12 protein-coding genes and 1 tRNA gene are annotated in these 13,259 nt (G+C 70.9%); 1 reads left to right on the top strand and 12 read right to left on the bottom strand.

Going from position 1 to position 13,259, the window contains the following annotated elements:
* Positions 1–97: 97 nt before the first annotated feature.
* The 10 genes from PIR02_14250 to PIR02_14205 form a co-directional block, all read right to left on the bottom strand.
* Positions 98–170: transfer RNA gene (locus PIR02_14250), tRNA-Leu, on the bottom strand.
* Positions 171–384: 214 nt separating this feature from the next.
* Positions 385–1,785, bottom strand: a complete 1,401-nt coding sequence (locus PIR02_14245; protein WZH35917.1) for an FAD-dependent oxidoreductase — start codon at positions 1,783–1,785, stop codon at positions 385–387.
* Positions 1,782–3,083, bottom strand: coding sequence for a S8 family serine peptidase (locus PIR02_14240; GenBank protein WZH35916.1), 1,302 nt, complete (start codon positions 3,081–3,083; stop codon positions 1,782–1,784). The genes PIR02_14245 and PIR02_14240 overlap by 4 nt, the downstream gene beginning before the upstream one ends.
* Positions 3,080–3,598 (bottom strand): DUF501 domain-containing protein, encoded by a 519-nt coding sequence (locus PIR02_14235; protein WZH35915.1) that lies wholly within the window; start codon positions 3,596–3,598, stop codon positions 3,080–3,082. Before PIR02_14235 ends, PIR02_14240 begins: the two co-directional genes overlap by 4 nt.
* A gap of 59 nt (positions 3,599–3,657) precedes the next feature.
* On the bottom strand, positions 3,658–4,344 hold the full coding sequence (locus PIR02_14230) for a septum formation initiator family protein (protein WZH35914.1): 687 nt from the start codon (positions 4,342–4,344) through the stop codon (positions 3,658–3,660).
* Between the two features lie 168 nt (positions 4,345–4,512).
* Positions 4,513–5,793 (bottom strand): phosphopyruvate hydratase, encoded by a 1,281-nt coding sequence (gene eno, locus PIR02_14225; GenBank protein WZH35913.1) that lies wholly within the window; start codon positions 5,791–5,793, stop codon positions 4,513–4,515.
* Positions 5,794–5,986: 193 nt separating this feature from the next.
* The gene (locus tag PIR02_14220; protein WZH35912.1) at positions 5,987–6,655 is read right to left on the bottom strand and encodes an O-methyltransferase; all 669 of its coding nucleotides are present in this window, start codon (positions 6,653–6,655) and stop codon (positions 5,987–5,989) included.
* A gap of 31 nt (positions 6,656–6,686) precedes the next feature.
* Complete coding sequence (locus PIR02_14215) at positions 6,687–7,478, bottom strand: cytochrome c oxidase assembly protein (GenBank protein WZH35911.1); 792 nt, start codon at positions 7,476–7,478, stop codon at positions 6,687–6,689.
* Between the two features lie 274 nt (positions 7,479–7,752).
* Positions 7,753–8,583: an SGNH/GDSL hydrolase family protein gene (locus PIR02_14210; GenBank protein WZH35910.1), complete on the bottom strand. Its 831-nt coding sequence runs from the start codon at positions 8,581–8,583 to the stop codon at positions 7,753–7,755.
* A 105-nt stretch (positions 8,584–8,688) separates the two neighbouring features.
* Positions 8,689–10,170: an MFS transporter gene (locus PIR02_14205; protein ID WZH35909.1), complete on the bottom strand. Its 1,482-nt coding sequence runs from the start codon at positions 10,168–10,170 to the stop codon at positions 8,689–8,691.
* A 123-nt stretch (positions 10,171–10,293) separates the two neighbouring features.
* On the opposite strand from PIR02_14205, the gene PIR02_14200 reads away from it, so the two are divergent.
* Positions 10,294–11,151, top strand: a complete 858-nt coding sequence (locus tag PIR02_14200) for a helix-turn-helix transcriptional regulator (GenBank protein WZH35908.1) — start codon at positions 10,294–10,296, stop codon at positions 11,149–11,151.
* 48 nt (positions 11,152–11,199) lie between these two features.
* On the opposite strand, the gene hisS is transcribed toward PIR02_14200, so the two are convergent.
* Positions 11,200–12,447: a histidine--tRNA ligase gene (gene hisS, locus PIR02_14195; GenBank protein ID WZH39017.1), complete on the bottom strand. Its 1,248-nt coding sequence runs from the start codon at positions 12,445–12,447 to the stop codon at positions 11,200–11,202.
* 109 nt (positions 12,448–12,556) lie between these two features.
* Positions 12,557–13,153, bottom strand: a complete 597-nt coding sequence (locus PIR02_14190; GenBank protein ID WZH39016.1) for a MazG family protein — start codon at positions 13,151–13,153, stop codon at positions 12,557–12,559.
* Between the last annotated feature and the right edge of the window lie 106 nt (positions 13,154–13,259).

The following is a 13,259-nucleotide window of genomic DNA, read 5'->3' as shown; positions in this document are numbered from 1 at the left end:
ACACTCCGTTCGGAAGATTGCCCTTCAGTGTAACGGCGGGGTGGGGTGCGAAACGGGCCGGTGGCACGGACTCTCAGGGGATGTGCATGCGGAGGCGTACCCCCGGTGGGACTCGAACCCACACTGAAGCGATTTTAAGTCGCCTGCCTCTGCCGTTGGGCTACGGGGGCCCGGCCTCCACCGTATCGCGGCGCGGCGCGGGCTCACCGTCGTGCGGAGTTCGGGCGGGCCGTCCGGCGGAGTCCGGCGACGACACGCCGGAACGGGACGAAGCTGAACGGCGAGTCGGACCCCGAATCCGCGGCACGGTACAGGGTGCCGCGGCCTCCGGGAACGACGAGACCCCCGCACCCTGACAGGGGCGGGGGTCTCGGAGCGCGAACGTTACTTCGCGGCGACCGGCTCGGGCTTCTTCTCGGCCGCGGGCGCCTCGGCGGCCGGCGGAGCCGCGGGGCGCGGGCGGGCCGCGAACTCCTCGAAGGTGGCGCGAGGCGTCTGCACGGCCTCGAGGTTCACGATCTCGCGACCGTGGACGAAGTTCTGCACCCAGTCGCCGATCACGCGGAACTTACGCTCCCATGTGGGCATGGCCAGACCGTGGTAGCCGCGGTGGGCGAGCCAGGCGATGAAGCCGGTCAGCGCGATCTTGCCGGACTGGAACGCGCCGTTGTAGAGGCCCAGACCGGCGACGGCACCGAGGTTCTTGTGGTTGTACTGCTTGGGCTCTTCGCCGCGCAGCACCGCCACGATGTTCTTCGCCATGAGCTTGCCCTGGCGCACGGCGTGCTGCGCGTTCGGCACGCAGAAGCCGCCGACGCCGCCGCCCGACAGGTCGGGGACGGCCGAGACGTCGCCCGCGGCCCAGGCACCCTCGACGATCTCCTCGTCGGTGCCGACGCGCAGGTCGGGACGGGTGCGGATGCGGCCGCGCTCCTCGACGGGCAGGTCGCTGCCGCGCACGACCGTGGGGTTCGCCATGACACCGGCGGTCCAGATGATCAGGTCGCTGGGCAGCTGCTCACCGGTGGAAAGCTCGATGACGCCGTCGACGGCGCCCTTGACCTGCGTGTCGAGGTGCACGAACGCACCCTTCTTCGCGAGGTCGGCGAGCACCCACTCGCTCGTCTTCTGCGAGACCTCGGGCATGATGCGCCCCATGGCCTCGATGAGGTGGAAGTGCGTGTCGTCGAACGACAGCTGGGGATAGAACTTCAGCAGCGACGAGGCGTAGGCACGCAACTCTGCGAACACCTCGATACCGGCGAAGCCGCCACCGACGACGACGACGGTCAGCAGACGGTCGCGCTCGGGACCGGCCGGGAGGACGGATGCCTTGTCGAAGTTCGACGTCAGACGGTCGCGGATCGCGACGGCCTCTTCGATCGTCTTGAGGCCGATCGCGTTCTCGGCGATACCCGGGATCGGGAAGGTGCGCGAGACGGCACCGGCGGTGACGACGATCTGGTCGTACTCGTGCTGCCACGTCTCGTCGCCCTCGATCGGGGTGATCGTCGCGGTCTTGGTCGCGTGGTTGATCCCCGTGATCTTGCCGGCGATGACGGTGGTGCGCTTGAGGTGGCGACGGAGGCCGACGACGACGTGGCGCGGCTCGATCTCGCCGGCCGCGACCTCGGGGAGGAACGGCTGGTAGGTCATGTACGGCAGCGGGTCGACGATGGTGACCTCGGCCTCGCCGCGGCCGAGCAGCTTCTCAAGCTTCCACGCGGTGTAGAAACCCGCGTATCCTCCGCCGACAATGAGAATCCTGGGCACGGTGCTGGTCACGATGGGAGAGACTCCTGGTTTGTGGTGCGGCTCGGCTCGCGAGAAATGCGCGCCATTCGAATTCGCCGGGCAGCAGCACTGACGCCGAGCGCAATCATTATAGCCGCGAGCGTGGCACCCGCGAGCGGCAGTGACCCGTACAGCACGGTATCGCGCGACGGCAGCAGAGGCGAACTGGCCGACGGCGGCCCGTCGACCGGGGGCAGCGGAGGAATGTCGACCGGGGCGGAACTCGGCGTCGGGCTGGGCTGGCTGTCGGCACGCCGATACACCCGGATCCAGTCCTCGAGGCTGCCCAACGGGTTCTCCGACACCGAGGGCACATCGGCGCTGACGGCCCGGGAGGCGTCGACGAGACCGTAGCCGTACAGAAGGTCCAGTCCGGGTGACGCACCCGGAGCCGCCTTCGCGGTGGAGATCAAGCGGTTGAGCACGTTGTCGGCATCCATCTCCGGATGCGCCGCGCGGACGAGCGCGGCGATGCCGGCCACGATGGGTGCCGCGCCGCTCGTACCGTCCCACCGCACGAGCGTGCCGTCGGCCGAGACGCCGAGCAGCCGCTCGCTGGGGGCGGAGATGCCGATCGTGATGCCCTGGGTCGAGGCGTCGTTGCTCGCGCGCCCCGAGGGATCGACACCGCCGACCGCGAGGACGCCGGGGATGGTGGCCGGGGCCCCCACGCGGTCGGTGCCGCTCCCCCGGTTTCCCGCGGCCACCACGACGACGACGTCGTGGTCGAACGCGTACAGGAACGCGTCGTCCCAGCTCGGGTCCCAGTCGAGGGTGTTGGTCGTGAGCGACAGGTTGATCACCGTGGCGCCCTCGTCGACCGCCCACCGCATCGCCTTGGCGATCTGCTCCGTGAACGGAACGGACGCCGACGCCCCGAAACCGATCGAGATCGACAGCAGATCGGCCTCGGGGGCGACACCGATCATGCCGCGGCCGTTGCCGGTGCCTCGCGACGCGGCAAGAGAGGCGACCCAACTGCCGTGATTGGAGTCCACCGCGCCGACCGGGGTGCGCCCATCGGGCGAGCCGGCGCCCGACACGTCGGTCCCGCCCGCGACCGCCCCGTTGAACTCGACGGGGCCGCGGCCGATGCCGGTGTCGATGATCGCGATCTTCTGCCCGGCACCGCGAGTGGTGTTCCACGCATCGCGGATGCCGTACTGGTCGAGCCAGTACTCCGAGGCACGCACGCTGTCGGTGGGGTCCTCGGGCACGGGAGCGGTCGTCGCACCGCTCAGCATCACCGCGAGGACGAGGGATGCCGCGGCTGCGACGACGCGTCTCATCCGCCGGCTCCGGGGGTCTCGCACGCGCACCGCTCGGGCGACCAGGTCCCGCGCGCCAGGGCACGGTCGCCGATGGGATTGACGCCGGGGCCGGCCGCGAGGGCGTGACCGGCCAGGGCGTGCAGGCACTTCACCCGCGTCGGCATGCCGCCGGCGGAGATCCCGGCGATCTCCTCGGGCTCGCCGTACGCGGCGCGGTCGCGGAGGTACGCCTCGTGCGCAGCGAGGTACGCGGCGCGCAGGTCGTCGTCCTCGGCGAGCTCGTCCTGGAACTCCTTCATCACATGGCCGGCCTCGAGAACCGACATCGCGGCCGTGGCCGCGGGGTGCGTGAGGTAGTAGAACGTCGGGAACGGGCTGCCGTCGTCGAGCCGCGGCGCGGTGGCCACCACGGTGGGGTTGCCGCAGACGCACCGCGCCGCGATCCCCACGACACCACGCGGCACCCGGCCGAGCTGTGCCTGCAGCACGGCGAGGTCGGCGTCGGATGCGGGAGGAAACGGCGTGGTAGTCATCGCTCCCAGGGTACCCGCGACGGTCTCCGTCTCCGCTGCGCGCGACTCCGGGTGGAGGGTCAGGGAGCGGGCGACGCGTCGGGAGCGGGCGTCGGGTCGGGCACACCGATGGTCGGCACGACCACCTGGGCCGCGCCCGCCGAGGTCAGCGAACGCACGAACTGCGCCATCCAGTCGGTGCGGGTCTGGCTGACGTCGCCGCTCACATCGGCCTGCTCCTGCAGAGCCGCCGAGGCGGGCAGATCGTCATCGATGAGGTACACGACCTCGCCCGGCATCGTGTAGTACAGGCGTTCACGGGCCTGGGTCGTGATGTATGCGGGATCCGACCAGCGCTCGCGCTGCGACTGCAGGTCGGCCACCTCGGATTGGCTGAAGGCCACCGCGTTCTCGAGCGCCTGGATCTGCTGGCGCTGGTCCATGTACGTGCCGACCGTGGGAACGAGCACGAACGTGCCGAGCACGACGAGCCCGAGCATGATGACGACGAAGCCCGATACCCGGACCTTGCCGAGCCACTCGCGCACATCGACGCGGCGCGCGGGGGCGACGTCCTGAGGCGGACGCGTCGACCCCGCGGGCTTCGTCGACGCTCGGCCCGCCGTCTTCGTGGTCGCGGGCTTGGCCGACGTCGCGGCGGGCTTCGTCGCGGCCGTCTTCTTCGCCGCGGGCTTGCGCCCGCGGGGCTCGGGAGGTCCGGATGCCGCCCGCGGACGGGGAGGCAGTGTCGGTCGATCCACGCCCATCCCCTCTCGTTCTCGCCCGCGTTTCCGCCACGGGCGGAGCCGAGTCTACGTCGCCTGTCCGTGCGGTCCCGGGGACGCGCCGAGGTCTCGCGAGGGACGTGGACAGACGCGCCGAGAGAACACGAAAGGAGGGGGAGCCGGTGGGCTCCCCCTCCTCACGTCGTGCGATCAGCCCTTGAAGCGGGGGAACGCCGAGCGGCCCGCGAAGACCGCCGCGTCGCCGAGGTCTTCCTCGATGCGCAGCAGCTGGTTGTACTTCGCGACGCGCTCGCTGCGCGCGGGAGCACCGGTCTTGATCTGGCCGGCGTTGACCGCGACGGCGAGGTCGGCGATCGTGGTGTCCTCGGTCTCGCCGGAGCGGTGCGAGAGCATCGAGGTGTAGCCCGAGCGGGTCGCCAGGGCGATGGCATCCAGGGTCTCGGACAGCGTGCCGATCTGGTTGACCTTCACGAGCAGCGAGTTGGCGACACCGAGGTCGATGCCCTGCTGCAGACGCTTCGGGTTGGTGACGAACAGGTCGTCGCCGACGAGCTGAACCTGGGAGCCGATGGCATCCGTCAGCTTCTTCCAGCCGTCCCAGTCGTCTTCGGCGAGCGCATCCTCGATCGTGACGATGGGGAAGTTCGCGACGAGGTCGGCGAAGTAGTCGACGAGCGTGTCGACGCTCCACTCCTTGCCCTCGACCGTGTAGACGCCGTCCTTGTAGAACTCGGTGGCGGCGACGTCGAGGCCGACGGCGATGTCCTTGCCGGGGGTGAAGCCGGCCTTCTCGATCGCGCGGATGAGGAAGTCGAGGCCCTCACGGTTGCTGGGCAGGTCGGGGGCGAAGCCGCCCTCGTCGCCGAGGCCGGTGTTGTAGCCCGCGGACTTCAGCTCGCCCTTGAGGACGTGGTAGACCTCGGTGCCCCAGCGCAGCGACTCGCCGTAGGTGTCGGCACCGATGGGCGCGAGGAAGAACTCCTGGAAGTCGATGCCGTTGTCGGCGTGCTCGCCACCGTTGATGACGTTGAACAGCGGAACGGGCAGGAGGTGCGCGTTCGGTCCGCCGAGGTAGCGGAACAGGGGCAGGTCGGCGCTGTCGGCGGCGGCCTTGGCGACGGCGAGCGAGACGCCGAGGATGGCGTTGGCGCCGGTGCGCGACTTGTTCTCGGTGCCGTCGGTCTCGATGAGGATCTCATCGATGATGCGCTGCTCGCTCGCCTCGACGCCCTCGATCGCGGGGCCGAGCTCATCGACGACCGCGGCGACGGCCTTCAGCACGCCCTTGCCGCTGTAGCGGCTCTTGTCGCCGTCGCGGAGTTCGTAGGCCTCGAAGGCGCCGGTGGAAGCGCCGGAGGGAACGGCGGCGCGCTGGACGATCCCGTCGTCGAGCAGCACCTCCACCTCGACGGTCGGGTTGCCGCGCGAATCCAGGATCTCACGTGCGTTGACAGCCTCGATAAGTGCCACGAAGGACTCCTCGTTGGTTCTTGGGTGAAAGAGGGCGGAGCGTCGTCGGTCCGCGGTCGAGTCTAGTGACCGCGCTCGGTGGGCGTGGGGTCGAGCGCGGATTCGACGGCACGCGAGGGGGCTGAGCCGGTCGCTTCGACACGCTCAGGGACCTCGCGCCAGAGACAGAGAAGCCCCCGCCGCGCCTGTCAGCTCACGAAGCCGTCAGGTCCGTCACGATCGCGAGCGCGATGCCGTCCCAGCCCTTGCGGTCCAGGGTCTGCAGGGCGGTGGCGTCGAAACGGGGGTCCTCGCCCAGCAGGAGCAGTCCTGCGCGGGCTCCCTGCACCTTGGCGTCGAGGGTGTCGGCATCCGCCACCTCTCCCCCGCGGACGACGTTGTCGAGCACGATCACGGTGCCCGGGCGACCGAGGCGCGCAGCCCACTCCAGGTAGATGGTGTTCGACTCCTTGTCGGCGTCGATGAACACGAGGTCGAAGGGCTCGCCGCCCTCGAGACGGGGCAGCACGTCGGCGCCGCGGCCGACGCGCACGTCTACGCGATCGGCGACACCGGCCCGCTCCAGGTTGGTGCGGGCGATGTCGGCGTTCGCGGGTTCGGCTTCGATCGTCGTGACGTGTCCATCCTCGCCGACGGCGCGGGCGAACCAGATCGTCGAGTACCCGCCGAGCGTGCCGATCTCCAGCACGCGGCGGGCGCCCGCGATGCGGGTCAGGAGATGCAGGAACTTCGCGTTCACCGGGGCGACTTCGATCGAGGGAAGCCCGGCATCGTGCTGCGCGCGGAGAGCGGCATCCAGAACGGGGTCGTCACCGACCAGGGTGTCGGTCAGGAAGGCGTCGACGTCGTCGTGAGTGGGCACCCGTCCAGACTGTCGTCGCGGTGCGCGCGGGTCAACGCTCGCCGCGCAGGTGCGCGCGCGTCATCTCGTCGTACTCCTCGTCGGAGAGCTCGTCGAAGCCCTTCGCCTCGACGCGGTCGCTGCGCATCCATCGGATCATCAGGATGACGAGGATCGGCACGTCCGCGAACTCGGCGATGAACCAGATCATGTCGCCCGCGAGGTGCTGATCGTGCAGCGTCGACGGCCACCACGACAGCGCTCGTGTGGCATCCGGGATCAGGTCGAGCACCGTGTCGTTGAGGCGCATCAGCAGACCGGGGACGGAGTCGATGAGCAGTTCCACGAAAGCGAGGAGGAACTCGATCGCGATGAAGGTGCCGGTGTGAAGGGTGCCCAACGCCATCATGGGCAGGACCATCGCGAGCCCGACGAGCGGTACGACGATCCCGAGCGACGCCTCGACCGTCGGGTTCACGCGCAGGATGCCGGCGAGCGGGGTCAGGAAGAGGCAGAACACCGCCGCGATGACCACGGTCGCCACCATGGCGTTGCCGGTGATGCGGGTGATCCGGGAGGCGAGGATCCGCTCTCGCACACCGGCGGGGACGAGGTCGAGAGGACGTCCGACGGCGACCCCGGCCGGCACGGCGAAGATCAGGAGGGCGATGCGGGTCGAGAACGCCCACCGCAGCTCCGAGGAGTACACGCCGAGGAAGCCGAGCTCGATCACCGCGTACGGCAGCAGTCCGAGCGCGAAGAAGCCGATGGTGCGTCGCAGGGGCCACGGCGCACCGCCGCGACGTGCCCGCGCGACACCGACGAGGTACGCCACGGATGCCACGAGCAGCACGCCGAGGGTGACGGGATCGGCGCGCCAGGTGGTGAGGAAGACGTGAAGAGGAGGCGTGGGGGAAACGTACGTCCGCGAGCTATGGGTTGGCCGAGGGGTGTCGGCCCGGCGGGCGGGCGGCGACGGGCGGGCGTCGGGCGGGCGCCGGGCGGGCGCCGGGCGGGCGGCGGGCGGGCTGCGGGCGGGCGAAACTCCTGAATTTCGAGGACGAGCGCGATGCGGGACCGCGCGAATACCCGCGTTCGCGCGGGACGGCCGCAGAACCTCAGGAGTTTCGCTCGGTCGTCGACGGGTTCCGCTCCGTCGCGAGGGCGGCCAGCACCGCCGGGAGGACGGCCTCAGCCGTGCGGCGATAGCCGAGCGCGCTGGGATGGAAGCGATCGATGCTGAACATCTCGTCGGGACGCTCGGCGAACACCGGTCCCACCGCCCGGGCCAGCCCCACCACGCGCGCCCCCGCCCGGTGGGCGGCGCGGGCCTGCGCGGCGGCGAGCTGCCGCGACGACCTCGACGCGAGCGTCCGTAACGGCTGAGGTACCGCGCGCAACGTGCCGAGGTCGGGACAGGTTCCCACGACCACCGGCATCCCCCGCTCGGTCAGGACGCCGATCGCGTCCTCCAACTGCGCCGCCGAGCGGGTCGCGGGGATGCGGTGCGTGACGTCGTTGCCGCCGACGACGATCACGGCGACGTCGGCGATGTAGTCGGGAGGAAGCGTCGCGAGTTGCGCGGTGAGGGCGGAGGTCTCCGATCCCACCACGGCGACGGTCTTCAGGCGTACGGGCCGTCCGGCCTCCCGGGCGATGCCCTTCGCGAGGCGGGCACCGAGCGTGTCACGGCGGTGCCCCGCGCCCAGTCCCGCCGCGATGGAGTCGCCGAGCAGGAGGAGATCCACCGGCTGGCCGGGGTGCTTCTTGCGGCGCCAGACGCGGTCGGCATCCAGAGCCTGCTCCCCCAACGGCTTCCCGATCCGGCGGCGCGCGATGGCCGCCTGACGGGAGATGAGCGTCCGCAGCGCAACCGCGGTGGCGCCCAGCACCGCGACCGACGACGCGGTGGCGACGGTGACGGGCCGTCGGACTCTCGTGCGACGCATGTGCCGATCACACCCCGAGAGCGTGAACGCAGGGTGACCGCGGCGTGGCCGCGGGGCGACGGGCCCTGTGCCCCGCCCCGCGTCCGTCGCGAGCGACCGACCGGCTCAGTCGCTCGCGACGCCCCGCTGAACCTCGTCCGAGCCCGCGACCCGGTTCCCCCGCGCCCGCAGGATCAGCGCCACGACCAGCACGCCCACGGCGAGACCGACATCGAGCAGGAGTCCCGCCGCGAGTTCCGTGCGGCCCGTGATCCTCGTCGCGGTGACGACACCGCCGACGAGGATGACCCCGAACGACAGGGCGAGCTGCTGCGCGGTGCTGAACATCCCGCCCGACAGGCCTGCCGCCTCGACGGGGACCTCCCGCACGACGAGCTGGGTCAGCGGCGAGAAGATGAGTGCTTGGCCCACGCCGAGCAGGACCAGCGCCGGCTGCAGCCAGAGGCCGATGCCCGGGCCCCACGCCAGCGCGATCGTCACCCCCATGGCCACAAGCGCGACCACCTGGATGCCGACTCCCCAGACGAGAGTGGCGTCGCCGAGCCGCGCTTGGATGCGGGCCACCAGCAACGACACGACCGCGAAAACCACGGCGAAGGGCAGGAGGGCGAGCCCGGCCTCGAGCGAGGTCAACCCGCCGCCGTCCTCCACTGCGCGGGGGAAGACGTAGAGGATCGCCGAGTACCCCGTGAAGAACAGCGCCGCCGCGAGCAGTCCCAGCTGCAGCGGACGCAAGCGCAGCACGCTCGGTGGAAGCAGCGGCACGCGTCCGGCGCGCTCCACGGCATCCTGGTGCCGCCACATCGCCCACAGGGCGACGCCGGCGAGGACCACGGCCGCCCACACAGGCCACGCCCACCCGAGCGCGGGACCGAAGGTCAGCGCGACGGAGGCCGACAGGATGCCGACGGCCAAGGCCGCGGTCCCGACCAGGTCGATCGCGACCACCTCGTGCGCGCGGCTCCGGGGAGCCAGGGGCGCCAGCACGATCGCCGCCACGGCGACGAGCGCCACGACGACGAACACCGCGCGCCAGCCCGGCACGGGCCCGAACGACGTGGAGGCCAGCGCGCCGCCGGCGACCTGGCCGACCGCCGCACCGATGCCGCCGCTCGCCCCGAACGCGGCGATGGCCCGCGTGCGGGCCGCTCCGTTCGACGTCGCTTGGATGGTGCCGAGCACCTGCGGGGTGCACAGCGCCGCTCCGACGCCCTGGACGATGCGGGCCGCGATGAGTGTCGCCATGGACGGCGCGAGAGCACACGCGACGGCGGAGAGGAGGAAGAGTCCCATGCCCACGACGAACAAACGGTGCCGGCCGAACCGGTCACCGAGGCGTCCCCCCAGAATGAGCAGCACGGCGAAGGGGATGCCGTACCCGGCGACGACGAGTTCGAGCGTCACATCGTCGGCTCCGAACTGCGCGCGCAGCGTCGGGAGCGAGACCGTGACCGCGTTGAACGCGAAGGTGCCGACACCCGGGCCGAGGAGGAACCCCAGGTATCGCCAGGTCGGGACCACCGCGGATGCAGGCACCGCGAGGGGCACCGGCGCCGTGCCGGTGGCGGGGGTGAGCGAGGTCGTCATGGTGCCATGATGCGCGGGCTGTCATCCTGGTACCAGGAGTGTCGTCATCCTGGTACTGACAGCACTCCCCACGCCACGATCGATGTCGGCGGGTCGTCCTAAGCTCGGGCCAGGAGGGATGCCATGACCGGATCAGACGACGTGCGCGCGGAGTTCGCTGCTTTTCTGCGCAGTCGACGAGCGCGCCTGCGCCCCACCGACGTCGGTCTTCCCGAAGGCTCACGCCGCCGGGTCGCGGGACTGCGTCGAGAAGAGGTGGCGCAACTCGCCGGTGTCGGGCTCACCTGGTACACCTGGCTCGAGCAGGGACGGCCGATCGCGGCATCCGCGCAGGTGGTGTCGGCCATCGCCCGCGCTCTCCAGTTGAGCGACGACGAACGCGATCACCTCTTCGCCCTCGCCGACCTCCCTGTTCCCGATCGCGCGGCCCGCGCCTGCGTGGAGAAGGCTCATCTCGACCTGTTGACCAAACTGGCGCCCTACCCCGCCGCGGTCCAGACCTCGCGCTTCGACATCCGCGCGTACAACCGCGCCTACCGCTACCTCTTCGACGACCTCGACGAGATGCCCGTCGAGCGGCGCAACTGCGCTGTCCTGCTGTTCACCGACCCCACCTGGCAGCGCGCCCACGTCGACCTCGACCATGCGCAGCGCCGCATCGCTGCGCGCCTGCGCGCCGCGTACGGCCGGCACCACGACGAGCCGCTGTGGCAGCAGTTCGTCGCCGATCTCGAGAAGGCGTCACCGCGTTTCGGGGAGCTGTGGCGTCTGGGCGACGTGGGCAGCGAACGCGCCGCGACAAAGCACCTGGTCAATGCCCACGTCGGCGAACTCAACCTCGAGATGAGCAGCCTGTGGATCGGTGAGGGCCTCGACGCACGCGTCGTCTGGTTCGCTCCGACGGATGCCATGACGGCGGCGCGCTTGGAACGACTGGCGGCGCTCCAGCCCGACGAGGCACCGGTCAGCGCCGTCGCCTGACCACCGGGACCCCGGTCGCAAGACGCCGGCTCTGCCCCGGGGCGCAGCTCACCCGAGCGGCTTGAGCTCGAGTGTCTCGGCCGTCGTCTGGGAGGTCACCGTGGCGAACGAGGCGTACCCGTCCGCTGTGGCACGCTCCAGAAGCGCCTTCAGGTTCTTCGGACGCTGCTCCAGACGCACGCGCGCGCCGTCGGCGACGAGTCCCGCCTTCAGCCGCAGCAGCTGCGCGAGCGAGACCTCGCGATCGTGCACCAGCACGACGGAACGGTCGCCGTCGTCAGCGGCATCCTGAAGCAGGTCGACGATGCGCTCGAAGCCGATCGAGAAGCCGACAGCCGGGACGTCCTGCCCGAGGAATCGGCCGATCATGCCGTCGTAGCGGCCGCCGCCGCCGAGCGAGTAGTCGACGCGGGGGTGGGCAAGCTCGAAGATCGTGCCCGTGTAGTAGCCCATGCCGCGTACGAGGAAGGGATCGAACACGAGGGGTGCATCGGCTCCACGGGCGGCGGCGACGGTCTCCCCGAGCGCCACGAGGTCGGCGACGACGGCGTCGGGGATGCCGTTGGGCAGCGCCGCACGAATCCCTGCGTCGTCGAACGACGGCGTGCTCGCGGGCCGACCGAGGTACGCGGCGAAGGCGTCGACGGCCTCCGCATCCGTTCCGCGGTCGCGAAGCTCGGCGACGACGCCCGACGGCCCGATCTTGTCGAGCTTGTCGATCGTGATGAGCACACCGGGGCGCTCGTCGGGGGCGAAGCCGAACACGTCGAGCATGGCGTCGAGCACGCGGCGGTCGTTCACGCGGATCGACCCGCCGTCGAGTCCGAGCGCGTCGAGCACGTCCAGGCTCGCGGTCATCAGCTCGGCCTCGGCCCGCGCGGACGCATCGCCGATGATGTCGATGTCGCACTGCACGAACTGGCGGTAACGACCCTTCTGCGGGCGCTCGGCGCGCCACACCGGGGCCATCTGGATGGCACGGAACACGGTCGGCAACTGCGCACGGTTCGTCGCGTAGAAGCGGGCGAGCGGGACGGTCAGGTCGTACCGCAGTCCGAGGTCGGCCAGAGCGGCCGGGTCGTCGGCCGCGGCGCGGATCGCCTCGGCATCCATTCCGCGCTTGAGGATGCTGAACGAGAGCTTCTCGTTGTCGCCGCCGAGACCGGCGTGCAGACGCGAGTACTCCTCCATGACCGGTGTCTCGATCTCGTCGAATCCGTGCGCGCGGTAGCGCTCACGGATGACGGCGAGCACGCGCTCGCGACGGGCCTTGTCTGCGGGGAGGAAGTCGCGCATGCCGCGCGGCGGGTTCACGGATGCCACGACTCCATTGTTCCAGGGTCGCGCCGGTGCTCCGGTGCGGAGCTCGGCCCCGTTCGCGAATCGCGCGTGATGTCGACGAGCGTCAGGCCTCTGCGGCCCGCACCTCGGCACGGAGGGTGCGGAGGCGCTCGCGCAGGGCGCGCTCCGCGTCCCACCCGCGCGCTCGGGCGAGCTGGACCAGCGTCAGCAGCGCGTCACCGAGCTCGGTCTCGGTCTCGGGATCGGCCAACCGGTGCGACCCCGCGGACACCCCCACCTGCGCGGCCTTGCCGACGAGCTTCTGCGCCAGAGCCAGCGCGGGCATGTGATCACTCACCCCGTCGAGCACGCTGGTGCGCGTGTTCTTCTCGGCGGCCTTGGCCGCATTCCAGTGCACGAGGACTTCCTCGGGAGTGGAGGCCACGGCGCCGGCGAACACGTGCGGATGCCGCCGCACCATCTTCTCCGTCAGCCCCCGCGCGACGTCGTCGATGTCGAAGGGCTCCACCGGATCGCCCGCGGCGATCTCGGCGTGGAAAAGGACCTGCCACAGCAGATCGCCCAGTTCCTCCCGCAGGTCGGCGCGCGACCCCGTCTCCACCGCGTCGATGACCTCGGCACTTTCCTCCACGAGGTACGGCACGAGATCGCGATGGTCGATCGTCTGCGTCCAGACGCAGCGCTCGCGCACCGCGCGCATGGTCTCTGCAGCCTGTCGCAGCGCGTCATCGGTCACGGCGGTCTCCCTCCGCGGGCCCGGCGGCTCCGCTGTCCCGAGTATCCCCCGCGCCGATGGGCGACGAGGC

This window comes from Microbacterium enclense (assembly GCA_038182865.1).
GTDB classification, from domain to species: domain Bacteria; phylum Actinomycetota; class Actinomycetes; order Actinomycetales; family Microbacteriaceae; genus Microbacterium; species Microbacterium enclense_B.
This window is presented reverse-complemented; position numbering and strand designations above follow the sequence as displayed.

Coding starts and splice junctions, on each gene's coding strand:
- PIR02_14230 (WZH35914.1), bottom strand. CDS start 4,344: ATGGGCGTGGATCGACCGACACTGCCTCCCCGTCCGCGGGCGGCATCC.
- PIR02_14200 (WZH35908.1), top strand. CDS start 10,294: ATGACCGGATCAGACGACGTGCGCGCGGAGTTCGCTGCTTTTCTGCGC.
- PIR02_14240 (WZH35916.1), bottom strand. CDS start 3,083: ATGAGACGCGTCGTCGCAGCCGCGGCATCCCTCGTCCTCGCGGTGATG.
- PIR02_14210 (WZH35910.1), bottom strand. CDS start 8,583: ATGCGTCGCACGAGAGTCCGACGGCCCGTCACCGTCGCCACCGCGTCG.
- PIR02_14190 (WZH39016.1), bottom strand. CDS start 13,153: ATGCGCGCGGTGCGCGAGCGCTGCGTCTGGACGCAGACGATCGACCAT.
- PIR02_14205 (WZH35909.1), bottom strand. CDS start 10,170: ATGACGACCTCGCTCACCCCCGCCACCGGCACGGCGCCGGTGCCCCTC.
- PIR02_14235 (WZH35915.1), bottom strand. CDS start 3,598: ATGACTACCACGCCGTTTCCTCCCGCATCCGACGCCGACCTCGCCGTG.
- hisS (WZH39017.1), bottom strand. CDS start 12,447: ATGCGCGACTTCCTCCCCGCAGACAAGGCCCGTCGCGAGCGCGTGCTC.